The sequence below is a fragment of the Mesorhizobium sp. BR1-1-3 genome, from assembly GCF_020165455.1.
Taxonomy (GTDB): Bacteria; Pseudomonadota; Alphaproteobacteria; order Rhizobiales; family Rhizobiaceae; genus Mesorhizobium; species Mesorhizobium ciceri.
This window is the reverse complement of the sequence record NZ_JAIUIC010000001.1, coordinates 1-20,540: the sequence shown is the minus strand read 5'-3', so window position 1 is coordinate 20,540 and position 20,540 is coordinate 1. Positions and strand designations below refer to the sequence as shown.

General features: G+C 61.9%; 18 protein-coding genes. 12 read left to right on the top strand and 6 right to left on the bottom strand.

From position 1 onward, the window contains the following. Nucleotides 1-7: 7 nt before the first annotated feature. The 3 genes from LB559_RS00090 (at nt 8) to LB559_RS00080 (ending at nt 3,457) form a co-directional block, all read left to right on the top strand. Nucleotides 8-1,135, top strand: coding sequence for a L,D-transpeptidase (locus LB559_RS00090; protein ID WP_064995875.1), 1,128 nt, complete (start codon nt 8-10; stop codon nt 1,133-1,135). Nucleotides 1,136-1,272: 137 nt separating this feature from the next. Beyond that, nucleotides 1,273-2,910: a CTP synthase gene (locus LB559_RS00085; RefSeq protein ID WP_013531733.1), complete on the top strand. Its 1,638-nt coding sequence runs from the start codon at nt 1,273-1,275 to the stop codon at nt 2,908-2,910. 10 nt (nt 2,911-2,920) lie between these two features. Beyond that, nucleotides 2,921-3,457: a DUF1697 domain-containing protein gene (locus LB559_RS00080; RefSeq protein ID WP_027161570.1), complete on the top strand. Its 537-nt coding sequence runs from the start codon at nt 2,921-2,923 to the stop codon at nt 3,455-3,457. Nucleotides 3,458-3,495: 38 nt separating this feature from the next. Here the strand turns inward: LB559_RS00080 and LB559_RS00075 are convergent, their stop codons facing one another. Both LB559_RS00075 and LB559_RS00070 read right to left on the bottom strand, forming a co-directional pair. Next, nucleotides 3,496-4,953 (bottom strand): NCS1 family nucleobase:cation symporter-1, encoded by a 1,458-nt coding sequence (locus LB559_RS00075; RefSeq protein WP_024503329.1) that lies wholly within the window; start codon nt 4,951-4,953, stop codon nt 3,496-3,498. A 239-nt stretch (nt 4,954-5,192) separates the two neighbouring features. Further along, the gene (locus LB559_RS00070; protein ID WP_024503328.1) at nt 5,193-6,095 is read right to left on the bottom strand and encodes a LysR substrate-binding domain-containing protein; all 903 of its coding nucleotides are present in this window, start codon (nt 6,093-6,095) and stop codon (nt 5,193-5,195) included. Between the two features lie 247 nt (nt 6,096-6,342). Between LB559_RS00070 and LB559_RS00065 the strand changes: the two genes are divergently transcribed. The 8 genes from LB559_RS00065 to LB559_RS00030 are packed head-to-tail and all read left to right on the top strand — an operon-like array spanning nt 6,343 to nt 14,913. Then, complete coding sequence (locus tag LB559_RS00065) at nt 6,343-7,854, top strand: leucyl aminopeptidase (protein ID WP_224672818.1); 1,512 nt, start codon at nt 6,343-6,345, stop codon at nt 7,852-7,854. A gap of 52 nt (nt 7,855-7,906) precedes the next feature. Then, nucleotides 7,907-8,812 carry a proline iminopeptidase-family hydrolase gene (locus LB559_RS00060; protein ID WP_224672817.1) on the top strand — a complete coding sequence of 302 codons (906 nt, stop codon included), beginning with the start codon at nt 7,907-7,909 and terminating at the stop codon, nt 8,810-8,812. 18 nt (nt 8,813-8,830) lie between these two features. Then, entirely contained in the window at nt 8,831-10,492 is a 1,662-nt protein-coding gene (locus tag LB559_RS00055) for an ABC transporter substrate-binding protein (RefSeq protein WP_224672816.1), read from the top strand. A gap of 39 nt (nt 10,493-10,531) precedes the next feature. Next, nucleotides 10,532-11,548 carry an ABC transporter permease gene (locus LB559_RS00050; RefSeq protein ID WP_013531726.1) on the top strand — a complete coding sequence of 339 codons (1,017 nt, stop codon included), beginning with the start codon at nt 10,532-10,534 and terminating at the stop codon, nt 11,546-11,548. Continuing rightward, nucleotides 11,548-12,519, top strand: a complete 972-nt coding sequence (locus LB559_RS00045; RefSeq protein WP_013531725.1) for an ABC transporter permease — start codon at nt 11,548-11,550, stop codon at nt 12,517-12,519. The genes LB559_RS00050 and LB559_RS00045 overlap by 1 nt, the downstream gene beginning before the upstream one ends. Next, nucleotides 12,516-13,475, top strand: a complete 960-nt coding sequence (locus LB559_RS00040; protein ID WP_024503324.1) for an ABC transporter ATP-binding protein — start codon at nt 12,516-12,518, stop codon at nt 13,473-13,475. Before LB559_RS00045 ends, LB559_RS00040 begins: the two co-directional genes overlap by 4 nt. A gap of 8 nt (nt 13,476-13,483) precedes the next feature. Continuing rightward, a complete protein-coding gene (locus LB559_RS00035) occupies nt 13,484-14,470 on the top strand; it encodes an ABC transporter ATP-binding protein (protein ID WP_013531723.1) in 987 nt (328 codons plus the stop codon). Further along, nucleotides 14,374-14,913, top strand: coding sequence for a DUF982 domain-containing protein (locus LB559_RS00030; RefSeq protein WP_224619186.1), 540 nt, complete (start codon nt 14,374-14,376; stop codon nt 14,911-14,913). The genes LB559_RS00035 and LB559_RS00030 overlap by 97 nt, the downstream gene beginning before the upstream one ends. A gap of 110 nt (nt 14,914-15,023) precedes the next feature. On the opposite strand, the gene LB559_RS00025 is transcribed toward LB559_RS00030, so the two are convergent. From LB559_RS00025 to LB559_RS00015, 3 genes are all read right to left on the bottom strand, one after another. After that, the gene (locus tag LB559_RS00025) at nt 15,024-15,722 is read right to left on the bottom strand and encodes a DUF1194 domain-containing protein (RefSeq protein WP_224672815.1); all 699 of its coding nucleotides are present in this window, start codon (nt 15,720-15,722) and stop codon (nt 15,024-15,026) included. A 150-nt stretch (nt 15,723-15,872) separates the two neighbouring features. Next, nucleotides 15,873-16,514, bottom strand: a complete 642-nt coding sequence (locus LB559_RS00020) for a hypothetical protein (RefSeq protein WP_224672814.1) — start codon at nt 16,512-16,514, stop codon at nt 15,873-15,875. Nucleotides 16,515-16,622: 108 nt separating this feature from the next. Next, nucleotides 16,623-17,621 (bottom strand): DMT family transporter, encoded by a 999-nt coding sequence (locus LB559_RS00015; protein ID WP_024503320.1) that lies wholly within the window; start codon nt 17,619-17,621, stop codon nt 16,623-16,625. A 151-nt stretch (nt 17,622-17,772) separates the two neighbouring features. Here LB559_RS00015 and LB559_RS00010 point away from each other — a divergent pair, with 151 nt between their 5' ends. Then, entirely contained in the window at nt 17,773-19,755 is a 1,983-nt protein-coding gene (locus tag LB559_RS00010) for a BTAD domain-containing putative transcriptional regulator (protein ID WP_224672813.1), read from the top strand. A gap of 186 nt (nt 19,756-19,941) precedes the next feature. Here LB559_RS00010 and LB559_RS00005 read toward each other — a convergent pair. After that, nucleotides 19,942-20,540: VCBS domain-containing protein (locus tag LB559_RS00005; protein WP_224672812.1), on the bottom strand; the 599-nt coding region annotated here is incomplete at its 5' end.

The following is a 20,540-nucleotide window of genomic DNA, read 5'->3' as shown; positions in this document are numbered from 1 at the left end:
CTTCGCCATGCAGCTTCGCAGCTTCATTTTCCTGGGACTTTGCGCCGCACTCGGCGTGAGTTCCCCCGCTTTCGCAGGCGTTCCGGCCAATATGGCCGCACAGCCTTCGGCTGAAACAACTTCTGCCATCAACATCGCCGTCAAGAGTGATGCGTCGCAACTGAAGCTTCTCAAGAAGAAGAAAAACCCGACGCCCGACGACCTCGCCCAGATCAAGAAGATCGAGGCCAAGATCGTTGCCGACAAGGAAGCCGCCAAAGCCAAGGCGCTCGAAGCCAGGAAGCTGGCAATGCGCGAGGCGGCAAAGGCCAAGGCCGACGCGGAACGGCAGGCGTTCCTTGCCAAGAAGGGCAAGAGCGCGCCGGCAACCGAGGTGGCCGATGCCAAGCCGGCCAAGAAGCAGGCTGCCAAGATCATCGAGCCTATCGAACCGATAGCGCCGATCCAGTCGGCCGAGCCGCTTCCGGCGGAGGCCATGAACGTCGCCCTGACCGGCAACAATGGCGAACTGCGCAGCGAAGTCATCGGCCAGAAGAAGCCGAGCGGCGGCGGCCTGTTCGCCGGCCTTTTCGGCGGGACGTCGTCCGGCTCCTCGATAAGCTATCTTCCCGAGACGCGGGCTCTCGATCAGGCTCTCGCCAAGAGGGAGGCCAAGAAGCAGTTCAAGGTGAAGCCGGAATTCGTGCCGCAGGACGTGGAATTCACTGGTTACGATGCCGGCACCATCGTCATCGACACCAGCGCGCGGCGCCTTTACCTCGTCGAATCATCTTCCACCGCGCGGCGCTACGCCATTGCGGTCGGTCGCGAAGGCCTGCAGTTCAAGGGCACGGTCGCGGTCGGTGACAAGCAGGAATGGCCGCGCTGGATCCCGACGCTGGACATGCAGAAGCGCGAGCCGAAGCATTACGGCCAGTATAAGGACGGCATGCCTGGCGGTGGCCAGAATCCGCTCGGCGCCCGCGCCATCTATCTCTATGACGGCAAGAAGGACACGCATCTGCGCATCCACGGCACCATCGCGCCGCAGTCGATCGGAACCAGCGCCTCTAATGGCTGCTTCCGCATGATCAACGAGCACGTCATGGACCTCTACAGCCGCGTCAGGGTTGGCACCAAGGTCGTCATCATCTGACGTTTTCGTCATCCTGCCGAAAGGGCCGGCTCAGCCGGCCCTTTTGTTTTGCCCTATTCACGATCCGAGCGCCTTCTTGGGAAAAAACCTTCGCGGTGGTTTTTTCTCTGGCGGAATCAATCCGGCCGCGTTAAGCGATGACTCCCATGGCGCGATATGTATTCATCACAGGCGGCGTGGTTTCCTCACTTGGAAAAGGCATTGCCGCAGCGGCCCTTGGGGCTCTCCTGCAGGCGCGAGGCTATCGCGCACGCATCAAAAAACTCGATCCCTATCTCAATGTCGATCCGGGGACGATGTCGCCGTACCAGCATGGCGAGGTTTTCGTCACCGACGATGGTGCGGAAACCGATCTTGATCTTGGCCATTACGAGCGCTTCACAGGCCGCTCCGCCAACCAGCAGGACAACATCACCACCGGCCGCATCTACAAGAACATCATCGAGCGCGAGCGGCGCGGCGACTATCTCGGCGCCACCGTGCAGGTCATCCCCCACGTCACCGACGAGATCAAGAATTTCGTCCTCAACGGCAATGACGACTATGATTTCGTGCTGTGCGAGATCGGCGGCACGGTCGGCGACATCGAGGCGATGCCGTTCCTGGAGGCTATACGCCAGCTCGGCAACGACTTGCCGCGCAACAATGCCGTCTACGTGCATCTGACGCTGATGCCCTATATCCCGACGGCCGGTGAGCTGAAGACCAAGCCGACTCAGCATTCGGTCAAGGAACTGCGCGGCATCGGCATCGCGCCCGACATCCTGCTGGTCCGCGCCGACCGCGCTATCCCCAAGGAAGAGCGCAGAAAACTGTCGCTGTTCTGCAATGTGCGCGAAAGTGCCGTGATCCAGGCGCTCGACGTGCCGCATATCTACGACGTGCCGATGGCCTATCACAAGGAAGGGCTCGATTCGGAAGTCCTGGCCGCCTTCGGCATCGATCCGGCGCCGAAGCCGCGTATGGAGCCGTGGCAGGCGGTGTCCAACCGCATCCACAATCCGGAAGGCGAGGTGACCATCGCCGTTGTCGGCAAATATACCGGCCTCAAGGACGCCTACAAATCGCTGATCGAGGCGCTGTCGCATGGCGGCCTGGCCAATCACGTCAAGGTCAAGCTCGACTGGATCGAATCGGAGATCTTCGAAAAGGAGGATCCGACGCCGTGGCTGGAAAAGGTGCATGGCATCCTGGTTCCCGGCGGCTTTGGGGAGCGCGGCTCGGAAGGCAAGATCCTGGCGGCGAAGTTCGCGCGTGAGCGAAAAGTGCCGTATTTCGGCATCTGCTTCGGCATGCAGATGGCCTGCATCGAGGCGGCGCGGTCGCTGGCCGGCGTCGAGCATGCGTCTTCGACCGAGTTTGGTCCGACCGAGGAGCCGGTCGTCGGCCTGATGACCGAATGGCTGAAAGGCAACATGCTGGAGAAGCGCCGCGAAACCGGCGACCTCGGCGGCACGATGCGGCTCGGCGCCTATCAGGCCGAGCTCGCCAAGGGTTCCAAGATCGCCGAAATCTATGGGGACACGCAGATTTCCGAGCGCCATCGCCACCGCTACGAGGTCAATGTCGACTACAAGGAGCGGCTTGAGGATTGCGGCCTGGTGTTTGCCGGCATGTCGCCCGACGGCGTGCTGCCGGAAACGGTCGAATACCCGGACCATCCCTGGTTCATCGGCGTGCAGTATCATCCGGAACTGAAAAGCCGGCCGCTCGACCCGCATCCGCTGTTCGCCAGTTTCATCGAGGCAGCGGTGGAGCAGAGCCGGCTGGTGTAGCCGGTCGGCCATGCAGACCTATGTCGCGCTGCTTTACAGCATCATCCTGGGCGAGGGCCGCCGGGTCGTCATGGCCGATCTCAAGGCCATGGCGGAAGATCTCGGGCTGAAGAACCCGCGCACCCTGGTGGCGACCGGAAATCTGGTCTTCGAGGCGACGGCAACTGATATTGCCGACCTTGAACAGCGGCTGGAGGCAGCCTTCGAAAAAACCTTCGGCCGCCATGTCGACATCATCGTGCGTGGTGCCGAGGACTGGCTGAAGCTTGCCGCCGGCAATCCGTTCCCGGCCGATTCGGCCAAAGCAGGCGATCAGGTGGCCGTACGGGTGATGCGCAAGCCTGCGCCCGTGGAGGCCGTGACGGGGCTCCAGGCCTATGCCGGCGAGGATGAAAAAGTGACTTCGGTCGGCGGCGACATCTGGGTCGTCTTTTCGCGCGAGAGGCCAAGCTCGCGGCTGCTTGCGGCGATGAATCACAAGCGCATGGGCACGGGCACGTCGCGCAACTGGAACACGGTGCGCAGATTGGCCGAGATGCTCGGGTAGGTTTTGGGGCGGCTCTCGCCGCCCCAAAATTCACCTTGTCAGGCCTTCGCGGTCCTTGCGCCGGCGCCCAAAGCGGCGGTGCGCAGCACGTAGTAGATGATGCCGGCGATCGCCACGCCGAAGAACCAGCCATAGACACCCCACCAGGACGGCAGCCAGTTGGTGAAGTTGGGCAGGATCGACGAGAAGATGGCGCCGATGCCGGCGGCGATGAAGGCGTTGACGTGCCAGCCGCCCTGGAAGCGGAATTCGCCATCTTCGCGATAAAGCGCCTCGACGTCGACCTCACCCTTCCGGATCAGGTAGTAGTCGACCATCATCACCCCGAAAATCGGCCCCATCGTCGCGCCGATGATGTTGACGAAGGAAGCCGCACTGCCTTCCCATGGCGCGAAGGGATAGAGCAGCAGGGCGATCACGGCCGCGATATAGCCGCCCTTCTTGAAGTCGATCTGCCTGGGAAAGACATTGGAGAAGTCGAAGGCCGGCGAGACGAAGTTCGCCACGACGTTGATGCCAAGCGTCGCAACTGCAAAGGTCAGGGCAGCAAGGGCTGCCAGGAACCAGCTGTCGAATTTCGCCGATATCTGGTCGGGATGCAGCAGCACCTCGCCATAGACGTCAAAGGCGGCAATGGTGGTGACGCCGGCCACCAGAGAAAACAGGATCAGGTTGATCGGCAGGCCCCAGATGTTGCCCTTGCGCAGCGATGCCTTGTCAGGCGCGTAACGGGCGAAATCGCAGAAATTGAGATAGAGCGCCGAGAAATAGGTGACCCAGATCGCGGCCACCGCAAACAGCGAGGTCCAGGAGCCAGGCGTGCCGGGCACGCCCGCATCCTTCGTCTTGTCCAGCAGCACGTCCATCGGGATGTCGCTGGTGAAGGCAAATCTCCCGGATTTGACACAGAGATAGATCGCCAGGATCAGCATCATCACCCACACCGCGGGGCCGGCCCAGTCCTGGAAGCGGCGGACCGTTTCCATGCCGTTCTGGATGATCAGCAATTGCAGCCCCCAGATGACCACGAAGCAGATCACCTCCAGGCCGGTATGACCGAGGAAGTGCGTGCTGGCGTTGAAATCGGCGAACCATTGCGTGCGGATCAGCAGCGCCACGATCGCGCCCGAGGCGGCGGCAGTCTGCGCGCCGTACCAGAAGCAGGCGACGACGGCGCGCACCAGCGCCGGTATGTTGGCGCCCCAGATGCCGAAAGAGGCGCGGGCAAGCACGGGGTAGGGCACGCCCGTCTTCACGCCGGCATAGCCGACCATGTTCATCAGCGCGTAGATGATCAGCGAGCCGATGCCTATGGCGATGATGAAATTGACGAAGCCGCCGCAGAACAGGAACAGACTGGCGGCAAGATAGTAGCCCCAAAGGCTGTGGACGTCCGACGTCCAGACGTTGAAGATCGAGAATGGTCCCCAGTTTCGAACTTTGGCCGGAGCCAAATCCTCGTTGTACAGATCAGGTGAAGCACCCTGTATCGTCATGGCAATGTTCCCCTTTTGCAGCACGCGCCCTCACGCGTTGGCCGCGTGCAGGTTAAGCCTGCCGCAGGGGAACCGACAAGCAACCTATTTGCCGGCTTTGGCCTTAAAGATATTCAATGAGAACTGCGATTATCGATGCACGGCGATGGTGGGTCATCGCTGAACCACGGATGAGTCGAGGTTCGACGCGGGGATTCCAATCTGAAGCGGTGGCTCCCGACATCTTCGGTTGGGGGCATCTAAGCGATTGCCATCACCTGCTTGTGGTCCGCGACTTCGGCGAGCAGCCAATCCTGAAACAGACCGGTGCCTGGTTTGTTGCCGATGCTGCGACGCTGATGCAGGTAAATGCCGGCCGGATAGGTGTGGCGGGCACGGAACGGCGCGACCAGCTTGCCTTGCTGCAGAAAATCTTGCGCCATCATCGTGTCCGCAAGCGCTATTCCGGCGCCATTGATCGCTTCGCGCATGATCAAGGTGCAATCATCCAGTGTTGTGCTGGATTTTGGCGTCGTTTCCAGAACGCCTTCCTGCTCCAGCCAACGCTTCCATCTCATGGTTTCGCATTCATGGATCAGATGATGATTGACCAGATCGGCCGGCGATCGCAGCGGCACAGGCCCCTCCAGAAGCGAAGGCGCACAGACCGGCGTCAAAAGCAGCGGGATCAGCAGCGTCAGAGCCGGGCCGGCCTTGTAGACGAACTCGTCGACAATGGCCAAATCGAAGTTGGCGCGCTTGCCTGAAGTGGAGATCTCCAGATCCACCGACGGATGCAACCGGCGAAAGTTCGGCAACCGGTCCGCCAGCCAAAGGTTCAGAACGGTGGGCACGCACAAGACCCGAACACGTTGGATCTTGCCGTGGCGCGACCCCTCGGAGAGGCTGACGTCATCGGTGGCGCGCCAGATCGCTTCGAACGCCTCCGAGAGGCTGCGCGCATAGTAGGAGCCCCTTATGGTTGGCGTTATCTGGCGAAAACCGCGTTCGAACAGGTCCTGGCCAAGATTTCGTTCAAGCGCGCGGATGTGCCGGCTGACAGCCGAGGGTGTCAGATGCAGTTCTTCCGCCGCGTCCTTGACGCTGCCAAGGCGAGCGGCGGCCTCGAAAGCGCGCATGCCATTGAGTGAGGGAAGGGCCATTGGCGGATCATGAATTGTCAGTTGAGTTTTTGTCAATCGACATGGGCGGAATTCGCGTTTGATCGCCTGCCCTGTTAGGGGATACCCAGACGACAAGAGCAATTAAGTCGTCTCAAGAAAGCGACTATTTGGGGACCGGCATTATACCACGAACGGCGGAGACCGGCTTGACCAGTCTCCACCGGAGTGAGCGAAGCGTTGCTCGCTACCCGGCTGGTATTGCCGCAATCGGAGAGAGCGCCAGCCTATGCCTCAATCGCCAGCGCCGGTTTTCGAGACCGCGGACGAGATTTCCGCCGCCTCCGTCGTCGTGATCTTGCAAACTGCCCAAACAGGCTTCGGCCCGCGGGCGTCCACCCTGGATGCCGAGATGGGCGGGATTCTCTCGCGCGCCTGCTCCGACCCGGCCGCCTTGGCCGAATCCGGCACCTGCATCGATCTTATTGCCCCGCAGTCCGTATCGACCAAGCGCGTGGTCGTCCTGGCCCTGGGCAAAGCTGAAGCCGTAACCACCCTGTCACTGGCGCGCGCCGGCGGTCTGCTTGCCGCGCATCTCGAGGGCAAGGGGGAATGCGCGGCCACCCTGGTCCTGGACCCGATCGCCGGCGTTGACCTGCCCGGCGCCGAAATCCTGGCGCGTGTCGCGCTTGGCATGCGGCTGCGCCGCTATCGTTTCGACATGCGCAACCGGCGGCAAGGGGCGGGAGCGGATAGAACCTTGCGGGTGAAACTGGTAGGGGCTCGCGGCCCGGATCTGACAGCGGCGCTGGCGCGGATCAATGCCATCGCCGACGGCGTCGAATATGCACGCACCTTGGTCAACCTGCCGCCGAACCACCTCCATCCCGACAATTTCCACGATCATCTTGAGCCCCTGCGTGAAGCCGGCATCGACATCGAAATGCTTGATGCCGCGCAACTGAAGGAGCTCGGCATGAACGCGCTTCTTGCTGTCGGATCGGGCTCGGCGCGCCCGCCGCGGGTCGCTGTCCTGCGCTACCGGGGCAAGGGTGCTCCCGCCCAACCACTCGCTTTCGTCGGCAAGGGCGTCTGCTTCGATTCGGGCGGCCTCTGCATCAAGGGCGGAGCGCAGATGTTCGACATGAAAGCCGACATGGGCGGAGCGGCCGCTGTGGTCGGCCTGCTGATCGCACTCGCCCGGCAAGGCAGCCCGGTACACATTGTCGGTGTTCTCGGCATCGCGGAGAACATGCCATCCGGCACGGCGCTCAAACCGCGCGACATCATCACGACGGCGTCCGGACAGACAGTGGAAGTGTTCGACACGGATGCGGAGGGACGCCTGCTTCTGGCCGACTGCCTCCACTATGCAGCCACGCGCTTCAACCCTTTAGTGATCGTCGATCTGGCAACGCTGACCTATTCGGTGACGCGTGGGTTGGGGTCGATATTCGCCGGCCTGTTCAGCACCGACGATGCCATCGCGTCACAGATGATCGCGGCCGGAGAAACGGTCGGCGAGCGGTTCTGGCGGCTGCCGCTCGATCGGGCCTACGACGAGGGCCTGCAATCGCCGTTCGCGGACCTGCGGCATCATGCCAAGGATATGGAAGATGGCGATGCTCCCTATGCCGCAGCCTTCCTGCGCCATTTCACGGAAGATCGCCCCTGGGTGCATCTCGACATCGCCAGCAAGGAACTGACCGACTCCGATCGGCCGCTCGGCAGGCAAGGTGCCACGGCATTTGGCGTGCAGATGCTGGAAGAGTGGGTGCAGATCACCCGTAACATGAGTTAGGCGCCTGCCGCCGCGGACGATAAAAGTACCTTCAATCGCACTGGGAATTGGGATGTCATCTGAGATCATCGGCATGGAAGGACGAGCCGCTTTCGGCGCCTACGAGACCTGGTATCGGGTCAGTGGCGAACTCAGCGGCGACAAGGCGCCTGTGGTGATCCTGCATGGCGGCCCGGGCGTCGCTCACAATTATGTCGATGCCTACAAGCTTCTTGCGCGAAGAGATCGCGCCGTCATCCACTACGACCAGTTGGGCTGCGGCAATTCCACCTTGCTGCCTGAGAAAGGCGCCGATTTCTGGACACCCCGGCTGTTCATCGACGAGCTTGAAAACCTCGTCGACCACCTCGGCATTCGGACAGGCTTCCACGTGCTCGGCCAGAGCTGGGGCGGCATGCTGGGCGCGGAATATGCCGTGACGCGGCCGCAAGGCCTGAAATCGCTGACCATAGCCAACTCACCGGCTTCCATGAAACTGTGGGTCGAAGAGGCCAACCGGCTGCGTGCGGATCTGACCGCGGATGTGCAGGAGACCCTGACCCGACACGAACAGGCCGGCACGACGGACGATGCGGCTTACCAGGCTGCGACGATGGTGTTCTACGAGCGGCATGTCTGCCGGGTCGTGCCTTTCCCGCCCGAAGTCACGGAAAGTTTCGCCCAGGTCGTGCGCAATCCGACCGTCTATAATCTGATGAATGGGCCAAACGAGTTCCATGTCATCGGAACGCTGAGGAACTGGAGCATCGTCGAGCGCCTGCCGGCCATCGATGTTCCCACACTGATCATCTCCGGACGTCACGACGAGGCCACGCCCGCGACCGTGCAGCCCTATAAGGACGGCATCAAGGGGTCTCGCTGGGAGATATTCGAGCATTCCAGCCACATGCCGCATGTCGAAGAGCAAGATGCGTGCATGCGGGTGGTGGGAGACTTCCTGGACCACAACGATAACTGAAAAAAGGGGAATCAAGACATGAAGAAACTGCTTCTGGCGGCAACAGCCGCGGCATTGCTGGCCGGTACATGGCTGGCCCCGGCACAGGCCGAATATCTCAAGGAGCACCGAGGCGGCACCATCCGCCTGCTGGCCCGCTCCGCGGCGGGAACGCTCGATCCGCACATCAATTACACGGACCAGGGCTGGCAGATGTACCAGCCGATCTATGACGGCCTGGTGGCCTTCCGCAAGGCCGAGGGCATGGACGGTTTCACCATCGTCCCCGATCTGGCCGAGGCCCTGCCGCAGGTCAGCAATGACGGCAAGACCTTCACCTTCAAGCTGCGCAAGGGCATCAAGTTCTCCAGCGGCCAGGATCTTGGCGTAAAGGACGTCGTCGCTTCTTTCCAGCGCATATTCAAGGTTTCCGGACCCACCTCCGGCACGTTCTATGCCGGCATCGTCGGGGCCGACAAATGCCTGGCCGACACCAAGGGCTGCACGCTGGAAGGCGGCGTTGTCGGCGACGAAGCGGCCGGCACCATCACCATCAACATCACCAAGCCGGATGCCGAGCTGCTCTACAAGCTTGCCTTGCCGCATGCCGTGGTCCTGCCGGCGGACACGCCCGCTGAAGACATGGGTTCCAAGCCCATTCCCAGCACCGGCGCGTACATGATCTCCGCCTTCGACCCGAACAAGGGCATGATGGTTTCCCGCAACCCCAATTTCAAGCAGTGGAGCGAAGAAGCCCAGCCGGACGGCTATCCGGATGTCGTCCAATATGATTTCGGCCTGTCCGAAGAGGCAGCCGTCACCGCGATCCAGAACGGCGAAGCGGACTGGATGTTCGACGCTCTGCCGAGCGACCGCCTGGGCGAACTGGGTAGCAAGTCCATGGACCAGCTGCACATCTCGCCGCTTTCGGCTTGGTGGTACGCGCCGCTGAACAACCGTCTCGCACCCTTCGACAACGAAAAAGCCCGCCAGGCCGTTGCCTATGCGATCGATCGCAACACGCTGGTCAAGCTGTTCGGCGGCAAGGTGCTGGCTTCGCCGGTCTGCCAGGTCCTGCCTCCGGACTTCCCCGGCCATGAAGACTATTGCCCCTTCACCAAGAATCCGGGCGCCAAATGGTCGGCCCCCGACCTCGACAAGGCAAAGCAGCTCGTCGAGGACTCCGGCACCAAGGGCCAGAAGGTGACGATCATCGTCGAGGACACCGCCATTTCGCGCTCCATCGGCGTCTATCTGCAGAGCGTGCTGACCAGCATCGGCTATGTCGCCGACGTCAAGCCGATCTCGTCGAACATCCAGTTCACCTACATCCAGAACACCAACAACAAGGTGCAGATGTCCGTCACCCAGTGGTACAAGGACTATCCGGCGGCTTCGGACTTCCTGAACATCCTGTTCAGCTGCGCCTCTTTCCGCGAAGGTTCGGACGCCTCGATCAACATCGCCGGCTTCTGCGACAAGGAAATCGACGCCAAGATGCAAAAGGCATTGGACCTCGGCGTCACCGATCAGAAAGCCGCCGATAAAATGTGGGCTGAAATCGACAGGCAAGTCACCGACAAGGCACCTGCGGTCGGCCTCTTCACGCCGAAGCGGCTTGACTTCGTCAGCAAACGTCTTGGCAATTTCAAGTTCAACCGGCAGTTCAACTGGATGATCACCCAATCCTGGGTACAGTAATGGCCTGGGTGCAGTAACGAACCGCGGAGGGGCACGTCCGTGTCGAACGTAGCTGTCGCCGCGCCGCGCAAGACGCGAGGGCCCTGGGCCGTCGCGTTTGCGAAGCTGGCAAGGGACAGGGCTGCCATGGCGTCGCTGGCCGTGTTCCTCCTCATCGTCCTTGCCTGCCTCAGTGCGCCTCTTTATGCGAAATGGGCCGGCGTGGACCCCTTCGCCTCGACGCTCGACGCCGTCATCCAGATCGACGGCGTCGACGTTCCGGTGATGGAACAGTCGACTGAGGGGCTCGGGCTTGGCTACACACCGCTCGGCCCGACCTGGCGGCTGGGCAATTACTTCCTCGGCGCCGACAGCCAGGGGCGCGATGTCATGGCCAGGATGCTCTATGGCGGGCTGAGCTCGTTGCTGATCTCCGGAGCAGCCACCATCTTCACCCTGATCCTGGGCACGGCGGCGGGATTGATCGCCGGCTATTTCGGCGGCGTCACCGACACGGTGCTGTCGCGCTTCCTCGACATACTGTGGGCGTTCCCCATTTATCTGCTGGCGATTTCGCTCTCCATCGTCACCATCGCGCATGGCATCACGATAGGACCGATCCAGATCGAGTCCGGCAGTCTGTGGCTGCCTGTCATCATCATCGGTATCGTCTACGTGCCCTATGTGGCTCGTCCGATACGCGGGCAGGTTCTGGCACTGCGCAAAAGCGAATTCGTGCTCGCCGCGATCAATCTGGGCGTACCGGGATGGCGCATCCTGTGGCGCGACATCCTGCCCAACGTCACCACCACGCTCATCGTCTTCGTGCCGCTGATGATGGCGCTGAACATGCTGACGGAATCGGCCCTTTCCTTCCTTTCGATCGGCGTGCAGCCGCCGGCCGCGAGCTGGGGCACCATTATCCAGGACGGACAGGCGCTGCTCTACACCAGGCCACTGGTGGCGCTGGTGCCGGGCCTGGCGATCGCGGTTTCCGTCATGGCGCTCAATGTCTTCGGCGACGGTCTGCGCGACGCGCTCGACCCGCGCTCCAAGGTTCGGCTGGGGCGCGACTGATGATCTACGCAATCCTGCGCCGGTTCGGCCAGATGCTGTTCGTGATGTTCGGCATCTCGGTCATCGTCTTCCTGATTTTCTTCGCAACGCCGGGCTCCGATCCGGCGGCGCGCATCGCCGGCCGCAATGCATCGCCCGAAGTGCTGGAGGCGGTACGCCACAGCTTCGGCTTCGACCGGCCGCTCTACGTGCAATATGTGACGATGATGGAGAAGATCTTCGTCACCGGCGATCTGACCTCCTTCGTCAATCGTGGCTGGAAGGTGGTGCCGGCGGTCATGGATTCGATCCCGGTCACGCTCTCGCTGGTGTTCGGAGCGGCGATCCTGTGGGTGGTCGTCTCCATCATCATCGGCATCGCCGCCGCCGCCACGCGCGGCAGCTGGCTGGATAAGCTGCTGATGGCGCTAGGGCTGCTCGGTATTTCGATGCCGGTGTACTGGCTGGGCGAGGTGATGAACCTGATCACCCAGAGCCGCTACCACGACAGCTGGGCGTTCTCCTGGGTGCCGCCGCTCGGCTACAAGAACTTCTCCGACGATCCAAAGGGCTGGTTCCTGACCCTGGTCATTCCGTGGATCACGCTGTCCATTCTCTACATCGGCATTTATGGGCGCGTGCTGCGCGCGGCGATCATCGAATCCCTGCAGGAGGACTATATCCGTACGGCCCGGGCCAAGGGCCTGTCGGAGACCCGCATCCTGCTGCGCCATGCCTTGCGCACGTCGCTCATCGCCTTCGTCACCTTGTTCGGCCTGGATTTCGGTGCGCTGGTCGGAGGCTCGGCCCTGCTGACGGAGGTGGTGTTCGGGCTGCACGGCATCGGCAAGCTCACTTATGACGCGCTGCAGAATCTCGATCTGCCGATGATCATGGCAACGGTGATGTACGCTTCGATGTTCGTGGTTGTTGCCAATGCGGTGGTCGATTTCGTCTACATCCTTCTCGATCCGCGCCTGAGGACATCATGATACTGTCGGTGCGCGACCTCAAAGTATCCTTCCGCACAAATGATGGCCTGGTGCGGGCCATCGATGGCGTTTCCTTCGACCTCGAGGAGAGCGAGATCCTCGGCGTCGTCGGTGAGTCCGGTTCCGGCAAGACCGTGTCGCTGCTGGCCGTCATGGGTTTGATCACCGATCCCAACGCCACCATCGAAGGCTCGATCCGTTACAAGGGCCGCGAACTGGTGGGACTGCCCGCGCGCGAACTGAGGCGGCTGCGCGGCAACGAGATCGCGATGATCTTCCAGGATCCGATGACCGCGTTGACACCTGTCTACACGATCGGCTGGCAGATCGCCGAACAGATCCGCGCGCATCGCAACATCAGCAAGTCCAAGGCGATGGAGCGCGTGGAGGAATTGCTGGCCGAGGTGAATTTTCCGAACCCGCACGAGGCGATGTCGCGCTACCCGCACCAACTGTCCGGCGGCATGCGTCAACGGGCGGTGATCGCAATGGCTTTGTCCTGCAATCCGGCGTTGCTGGTGGCTGACGAACCGACCACAGCGCTCGACGTCACCGTACAGGCCGGCATTCTCGATCTGGTGCGCAAGCTGCGCGCGACGCACAAGTCGGCGGTGGTCTTCATCACGCATGACATGGGCGTGGTCTCCGAACTCGCCGACCGGGTCATGGTCATGTATGCCGGCCGCGTGGTGGAGCGCGGCAGTCGCGCGGAGCTGTTTTCCGATCCGCGACACCCCTATACGCGCGCGCTGCTCGGTTCGATCCCGCCGCTGACCGGCGAAAAACCACGCCGCCTGCCGGCCATTCCCGGTTCGCCGCCGTCATTGCTGCGATTGCCGCAGGGCTGTGCGTTCGGTCCGCGGTGCCCGGTTCACTATGAGCCCTGCGAGGCCGGCAAACCCGACCTCGGGAGCGGCACTCATGCCGCGGCGTGCTTCAGGGTGGCACAGGCATGAGCGGATCGATGACCGACAAGAATCGCCCCATTATCGAGACGCGTTCGCTGGGCAAGCGCTTTTCGATCGGCAGCCGTTTTTCCGCCGAAGGCAAGCGAACCGTTCATGCGGTCGACAATGTTTCCCTGACCGTGTGGCGCGGCGAGACGGTCGGCCTGGTCGGCGAATCCGGATGCGGCAAGTCCACGCTGGCGCGCTGCCTGGTGAGGCTCTACGACATATCGGACGGCGAGCTTTTGTTCGAAGGCAACGATATCACCTCGAAGTCGCTGTCCGAACTCAGGCCGCTCCGGCGCCGCTTGCAAATGGTTTTCCAGGATCCGTCGGCATCGCTCAATCCGCGCCGGCGCGTCGGCGACCTGGTGGCCGAGCCGCTGCGCATCCATGGCAGGCTCTCGTCGAGCGAGATCACCAGACGCGTGGCGGAACTGTTCGACCTTGTCGGCCTGCTGCCGGATCACGTCATGCGGTTTCCGCACGAATTTTCCGGCGGGCAACGCCAGCGCGTCGGCATCGCGCGGGCTATTGCATTGAACCCGGACCTCGTGGTCCTGGACGAACCCGTCTCCGCGCTCGACGTGTCGGTGCAGGCGCAAATCGTCAACCTGCTTGCCGATCTGCAGGAGAAGCTCAATCTCACTTACATCTTCATCGCCCACGACCTGTCGGTGGTACGTCAGGTTTCAACCCGCATAGCGGTCATGTATCTCGGCTCGATCGTCGAAGAAGGGCCGGCGGAAGAAGTGTTTGCAGCACCGGCCCATCCCTATAGCCAGGCGCTGATCTCGGCGGTTCCTATCGTGGAGACGACGCCCAGCGGGACGCGCAAGCGCATCATCCTCACCGGCGACGTACCGAGCCCTCTGAACCCTCCAACCGGCTGCCGTTTCCATCCCCGATGCCCGATCGCGGCGGAGCGCTGCCGTTCGGAGCGGCCGCAGTTGCGGGAATACCGACCCGGTCGCAAAGTCGCCTGCCACTTTCCGACGATGTAGGCGACACTCACCACCGCACAGGTGATCGCCTTCGCCTGACAGATTTCTCAAAAAATTCCATTTTTTGGCTGGAACCAACCGGCTGTTGGTGCGTTTGGTGGGGTTCGATCGAGCGCATTGCGGTCGACCGGGAGGAAACGATGGATCAATTGCATTTCTTTTCGCCCGTGCGGATTTCGCGCGGGCAAGGACACCCTGCGGAAGAAATCGATAGTGTTGCCGAAGCCATGATGTTCTTGCGGAAATGGCCAACGGGACGGCGCGGTCCGGTTTATCAGTGCGCGCTGAACTGTTGCTCGGCCGCCTTGTCGGGCCAGATGTCGGCCGAGGAAGCAAGGAAAGCGTTCACCGGCTTTGCCCGCATCACGCGCCTTCTCGACGATGACATGGCTTTGCCGGTAGGCGGCGAAGGCAAGGCAAGCGTGCACGCATTGCGGCGATAGGCTGTTGTCCTGACGGTCCTACAAGGTCTCGCGCTGCAGCGGCGCGGGGATCTCGTTGTGCAATGCGCTCCGGGATGGGGCCTCGAAAGTTCGTCCTACATGGCGCACTTTCACAGCGGACGGTCGTCGTTCATGCTTACTTCAGTCACGAGCTTGCGGCGAAGCGCCATGGTGTAGTCGTCTGGCCCCTTCGGCGTCATGACGAAGGCCTGGGAACCGCCAATGACCGATTTGGCAAAATAGGATGCCAGAGGTTGGTCGGGATTCTCATCCTCCGTCGGGATGGCGATGGCATTGATCGTATATCCCTTGGCTATGGCGTTCGACCTGCTCGGCTGGACGGGAAGCCCGTCGTTGTTCTCGCCATTGGAGGAGATATCGATGACTTTCTTTGCGGCCTTTCCCGGGAACTGGTCGAGCAGGAGACTGCCGATGTCGATAGCCGAGGAGACGGATGTTCCGCCACGCCCTCTGCGGATGAAGCCGGTATCGCCTTTCCTGCTGATCACCGCAGCCGCCGCTTCGGCATCTTCCAGTCCGCAGATGCTTGTCCACGGCAGCACGACGCGCGCGTGTCCGGGGCTCGACCACTCAAAATAGGCAACGCCGATGCAACCAACATAATTCCGGCTGATGGCGGCGATGATCTCTGGCGAGGTGAGTGCCGCGGCATGTCCCTCGCGTTGCATATCGGCGATCTTCGGATCGATGGATGACGAAAAGTCGACCGCGAACACGATGGCGACGTCAACGTTCGCGGCATGGGCAGAGACCCCCCAAAACAGCGAAGCTGCAAGTATTCCTGTCATTCTCGAGATTGAACCGGCCGGCGTCAGGAGACTGCCCCAGCCTGTCATCCGCACCCGTTCGCGAAAGGGTGGGGGGCCGGCGTCCTGATGATACACACTGCCAAACATGTCATTCTCCATCTCGACATCCGGTCGTTTCAAAAAGCGGGTTCAACATGTGGAAATCTGGCGGGTGGCCTTGGTGCCCACGCCGAAGAGCAGCAGATCGGCCTTGGTCCACAAGAGATAACAGCCGAGCAAGGTCAGTGGCATGGCGAGGGCCGCGAAGGAGCCGCTCCACCAGACCTCAGGCAAACCGCGGGCGAGGGCCACTGTCGTCGCCAGCATTGCCGGCAACCGGCTGGCGAGCACCGCACTGCGGAACGGATCGGGCCAAGCGGCCGGCCAGATCGAAATTGGCGTGCCGGGCCTGTGAAAGGTGCTGCCGAATTTGCCCAGCGCATGCAGCAGGCCGGAGGTCGCCGCAAGCAATGGATCGCCGAGCAGCAACAGGGCAATGCCGAGCCCGATCGCACCCAGGCCCGACAGGAAGTCGCCCAGACGGTTGAGGGCGGGATCGGGAGCATCCGGCCTTGCCCAGGCCCGGTGATAGGCCTCGCCGCCCCAGAAGAAGACCAGGGTGGTCAAGGTCAGCGCAACAGTGCCATGGCTGCCAGCGAAATATTCGATCACCGCCATGGTGACGCTGCTTCCTTCATGCAGGCCGACCGGCGCGGTGGCAATCTGGATCGCCAGACCGACAATGAGGCCGAGCGCATTGCCGCTGTTGTAGTAGCCACCCGGTCCTTTCATGCGGGCGCGAAGCGCCGATACCAAATGTGCGACCGGAAGAAGGATTGTCCGCGCATCCATCACTGCGCCCCCGCGACAAGTCCGGCCGGGTCTGGAATACGTTTCGCATCACCGGCAAGGGCCATCACATTCCTCCACTGGACCTGAATTGTTGGGATGACGATCGCCCGCCCGATTTGCGGACGCAGTTGCAAAGGCAGGGGCCGCGTCGAAGGGTTGAACCGAAGCGGTTCGCAAGGACGTGCGTGCCTGCAGCGCTCGGTTCGACATTGCAACGGACAGGATCGCACCCAGGATGATGCCGGCACCCAAGACGCTCGCGGACGAGCTCCGCTCGCCGAGAAAGATTGCCGCGCCCAGCGCCCCGAAAACGCTTTCTGCGCTGACGATCACGGCGGCGTGGCTGGCCGGCGTAAAGCGGAGGGCAACCGTCTGTATGCCGAAGGCAATCGCAGTGGAGAACACGCCGAGGATGGCCAGTTCCGGGCCGGCTGCGAATGCGGCGGCCAGCGACAGATTGCCTTGCATTGCACCGAGCGGCAGGGCGAAGGCTGCGGCGCCGAAGAACTGTGTCGCGGCAGCGGTGAACGGCCGCGCATGCACCTGCATGTGCCGGCCCAGCTCGACTGCCCAGAGCGCATAGCAGGCAGCCGAGAGGACAGCGGTAAGATCGCCACTGCTGAACCCGGCTATCCCATCCGACAACAGCAGGGCTCCAACAAGGGTCAATCCGGCGGCGATTGTAAGACTCGCTGTCGGACGTTCGCCTACGAGAAACCAGGCGGCCAGCGGTGTCATTACCGTTGCCGTGCTTACCAGGAAGCTCGCATTGGTGACGGAGGCCCCGAGATAGCAAAGCTGCTGGAGCGTGATGGAGATGGCAAACAGCGCGCCCACCTTGGCCAAGCTGGAAAAATAGTCCGGCCCGAGCGGAAGCCGCTTCTCCATGAAGACAAAGGGCAGCACAAGCAGCCCGCCGATCAGGCATCGCAGACCCACAGCACTCAGCGCGTCGAGATGCACAAGCACCATCTTTTGCGAGACATTGCCGAAGCCCCACAAAGCGGCTGCAAACAGCAGCAGCAAATTGGCTCTTGTCCTGGACACGCGCCCCCCTCGAACCAAGCCTTTCGTTGACTTGGTCGCCTTAATTTAGCAAAGCCTAAACAGCCTGCCGTTACGGCAGCGCTTGAGCGCGAAGGCCGACTGTTGCGAAGCGTTAGTTTTGAGTTAGGATTTCGTCAGGCTGGGATAGCAAATGCAAAGTGAGGACAGCGGCGCTGCAAATAGAATCTCACTCTTCGGCGGTTTCCGGATTGAAAATGAAACGGCCGGCCCGCTTCGGCTGACCGGGAAACGAGGGCCGGCAATCATCGCCTATCTGGCCCGGTGTCCGGGCATGGCGGCGACGCGGGAGAGGCTGGCTGACCTCCTATGGGGCGACAGCGACGCTGAACATTCGCGCAACAGCCTTCGGCAGGCCCTCAGTGTCCTGCGCCAGGATCTGGCGCGAGAGGGGGTGGATCTCATCCATTCCAGCGGTGAGTTGATCGCCCTGAGGCCAGAGCTGGTTCAAGTCGACGTGGAGAAGTTCGAAACGGGTCTCTCGGCCCGTTCCGCCCAGGAGCTGGCGAAGGCCTTGGCGAACTACACCGGGCCCTTCCTCGACGGGCTTTATCTGGGAAGCAATGCGTTCGATGACTGGATCACATCGGAACGCGACAGGCTGCTCGGCCGCGCGCTTGAGTCCTTCGAAAAACTGGCCCGTCTCGTCGACCCCGATGCCGGGCTGATCCTGGCCGATCGTATTCTGACCATGGAACCGACACGGGAAGAATCCTATCGGCTCAAGATGGAATTGCTGCTCGCATGTGGCCAACGCGACAGGGCAATCAGGACATACGAAGCCTGCAGAAGCATGCTGAAGAAGGAGTTCGGCGTCGAAGCCGGCCCTGAAACGCGGGCGCTTTGGCAATCTCTGTTGCTTGCCGCCGACGACGCTTCAAATGTGCAGTCGACAAATGGTGTTCCGTCCAGCCAGCGCCTTGGGCGTCCGTCCATCAGCGTTGCCGACTTCGTTAATCTGACCGGAAAGCAAGGCGACGACTTTTTCGCCAAGGGCCTTGTCCAGGACATCACGACAGCCCTCTCCGGAGTGGCCGACTATGTCGTGCTCGCCGCGCTTCCGTCCGAGAAGAGCGGCCCAGGCGAAGAAGCCAAGACACCAGGGATACTCCGGGCGCGATATATGCTCAGCGGCAGCGTCCAGAGATCCGGCAATGGGTTGAGGGTGAATGTCCAGCTCGTCGATGCCGCCGGCGGCCACCATGTCTGGGCCCAGAAGTTCGACGGCCACTCCGAGAACGCGCTCGAATTCCAGGACAGGATCGCACAGTCTGTTGTTCTTGCCGTGATCCTCGAACTTCAACTGACCAACTGGAAGGTTCGAGACAAAAGCCCGCCAGGGATCCCTGAAGTGCGCAGGCTGGTGAACGAAGCCCTCATGAAATATTTTGAGATGACTCGGGACTCACTTTTGGTCGGGATAGAGCTCGCCGAGAAGGCCTTTTCGATAGGTCCCGACAACGCCCGTGCAAAGCGGACGCTCTCAATCGTAATATCCATGGGCGTGGCGTTTGGTGCGCTGCCTCGGGAGCGTGGGGTGATCGAGCGTGCGGTCGAGCTTGCGGAAGCCGCAGTGCGGGCGGTACCGGACGATGAAATTGCCCGATGTATTCTGTCGTTCGCTCTCGAAAGTTGCGGTCGCATCGACGAGGCGATCGCCGAATGCCGCCACGCGATCAGCCTCAACCCAAGCTACCCGACTGGCCACGGCGATATTTCGATGCTCTTTGCGTTGCGCGGACAGGTCGACGAAGCGGTGCGTGAGGCCAACGAAGCAATCCGGCTCGGAACGCACGATGTCATTGACTTCTGGCGCCACCACGGCCTGGTTGTGGCGCTCTTCGCTGGCGGAGACAACCAGCGGGCGCTCGAAGCCGCCCGCAAAGTGGTCAGGACAAAGCCTGGCTTCGTTCGCGGCGCCCTTTATTGGGCCGCGACCGCGTCGGCCACCGGAAACAACGAAGAAGCGTCCCGGGCCATCCACCATTGCCTGTCACAACTTCCGCATCTCAATCTGAGCAATGTCTGCCCTGGCTTTGTGCCGCGCTATGTAAAGGATCATCATCATTCCCGGTTCCTTGAGATGCTGTCGAGGGCTGGCCTTCCCAGTTCCTAGCCACATCGTTGGCGCAGACACCGTCATACGAAGCTGGAGGGTTCCGTCCTCCGCCCAGGCATCGAAAGCAGACGACGCGTTGGCAATTCCGGCCAGGTCGACCTATACGCTACCCTGCGATTGAGGTATTCGACGCCCCACGCCGTGGCGCCGGCCAGTCATCCGCCGATTTGCGGCTTGGGCCTATCATGGCGCGTGATAGAGCCCGTACGACGCGATCCAACCTGTTGAAGTTACGAAACATGCAAGATTATCAAAGGTTAAGGGTAGCCATAGCGCCCATGATGGATGGGGCAGATAGATAAGTAAGATCAGACAGTTGCGGGAGACCGTGTGCAAAAAGTTGGTGCCGGTGATGGTCACCGAAACCGTGCGATCCACGGTGCCGCCGTTGCCATCGTCGAGGGTGATGGTGAAGGTCTCGACCTTGGTCTGGTCCTTGGCGAGGTACTCCACGTCGCTATCGGCGACGCTGTAGTTCCAGGTGATCACGCCACCCAGGCCGGAGCCGGTGGTGTCGGAGGTGACGCTGGCGGTGAGGGCGCCGAGCGCGCCGGCCGAGGCCGTGATCGTTGGGCTGATGCTGTGGGCGTCGGTGAGGTCGACGTCGGTGAAGGCAATGGTGCCGGTGTCGGTGAGGTTGCCGAGCGGGGTGACCTGCTCGGTGACCGCGCCGGTGACGTCCGTCGCCGCCACGACCGGTGCATCGTTGGTGCCGGTGATGGTCACCGAAACCGTGCGATCCACGGTGCCGCCGTTGCCATCGTCGAGGGTGATGGTGAAGG

Excerpts from the sequence above, each read along its gene's own strand:
- LB559_RS00055 (WP_224672816.1), top strand. The coding sequence starts at position 8,831 with ATGAAGAAACTGCTTCTGGCGGCAACAGCCGCGGCATTGCTGGCCGGT.
- LB559_RS00045 (WP_013531725.1), top strand. The coding sequence starts at position 11,548 with ATGATCTACGCAATCCTGCGCCGGTTCGGCCAGATGCTGTTCGTGATG.
- LB559_RS00080 (WP_027161570.1), top strand. The coding sequence starts at position 2,921 with ATGCAGACCTATGTCGCGCTGCTTTACAGCATCATCCTGGGCGAGGGC.
- LB559_RS00020 (WP_224672814.1), bottom strand. The coding sequence starts at position 16,514 with ATGAAAGGACCGGGTGGCTACTACAACAGCGGCAATGCGCTCGGCCTC.
- LB559_RS00025 (WP_224672815.1), bottom strand. The coding sequence starts at position 15,722 with ATGACAGGAATACTTGCAGCTTCGCTGTTTTGGGGGGTCTCTGCCCAT.
- LB559_RS00040 (WP_024503324.1), top strand. The coding sequence starts at position 12,516 with ATGATACTGTCGGTGCGCGACCTCAAAGTATCCTTCCGCACAAATGAT.
- LB559_RS00060 (WP_224672817.1), top strand. The coding sequence starts at position 7,907 with ATGTCATCTGAGATCATCGGCATGGAAGGACGAGCCGCTTTCGGCGCC.
- LB559_RS00090 (WP_064995875.1), top strand. The coding sequence starts at position 8 with ATGCAGCTTCGCAGCTTCATTTTCCTGGGACTTTGCGCCGCACTCGGC.
- LB559_RS00030 (WP_224619186.1), top strand. The coding sequence starts at position 14,374 with ATGCCCGATCGCGGCGGAGCGCTGCCGTTCGGAGCGGCCGCAGTTGCG.
- LB559_RS00070 (WP_024503328.1), bottom strand. The coding sequence starts at position 6,095 with ATGGCCCTTCCCTCACTCAATGGCATGCGCGCTTTCGAGGCCGCCGCT.
- LB559_RS00065 (WP_224672818.1), top strand. The coding sequence starts at position 6,343 with ATGCCTCAATCGCCAGCGCCGGTTTTCGAGACCGCGGACGAGATTTCC.
- LB559_RS00075 (WP_024503329.1), bottom strand. The coding sequence starts at position 4,953 with ATGACGATACAGGGTGCTTCACCTGATCTGTACAACGAGGATTTGGCT.
- LB559_RS00010 (WP_224672813.1), top strand. The coding sequence starts at position 17,773 with ATGCAAAGTGAGGACAGCGGCGCTGCAAATAGAATCTCACTCTTCGGC.
- LB559_RS00035 (WP_013531723.1), top strand. The coding sequence starts at position 13,484 with ATGACCGACAAGAATCGCCCCATTATCGAGACGCGTTCGCTGGGCAAG.
- LB559_RS00085 (WP_013531733.1), top strand. The coding sequence starts at position 1,273 with ATGACTCCCATGGCGCGATATGTATTCATCACAGGCGGCGTGGTTTCC.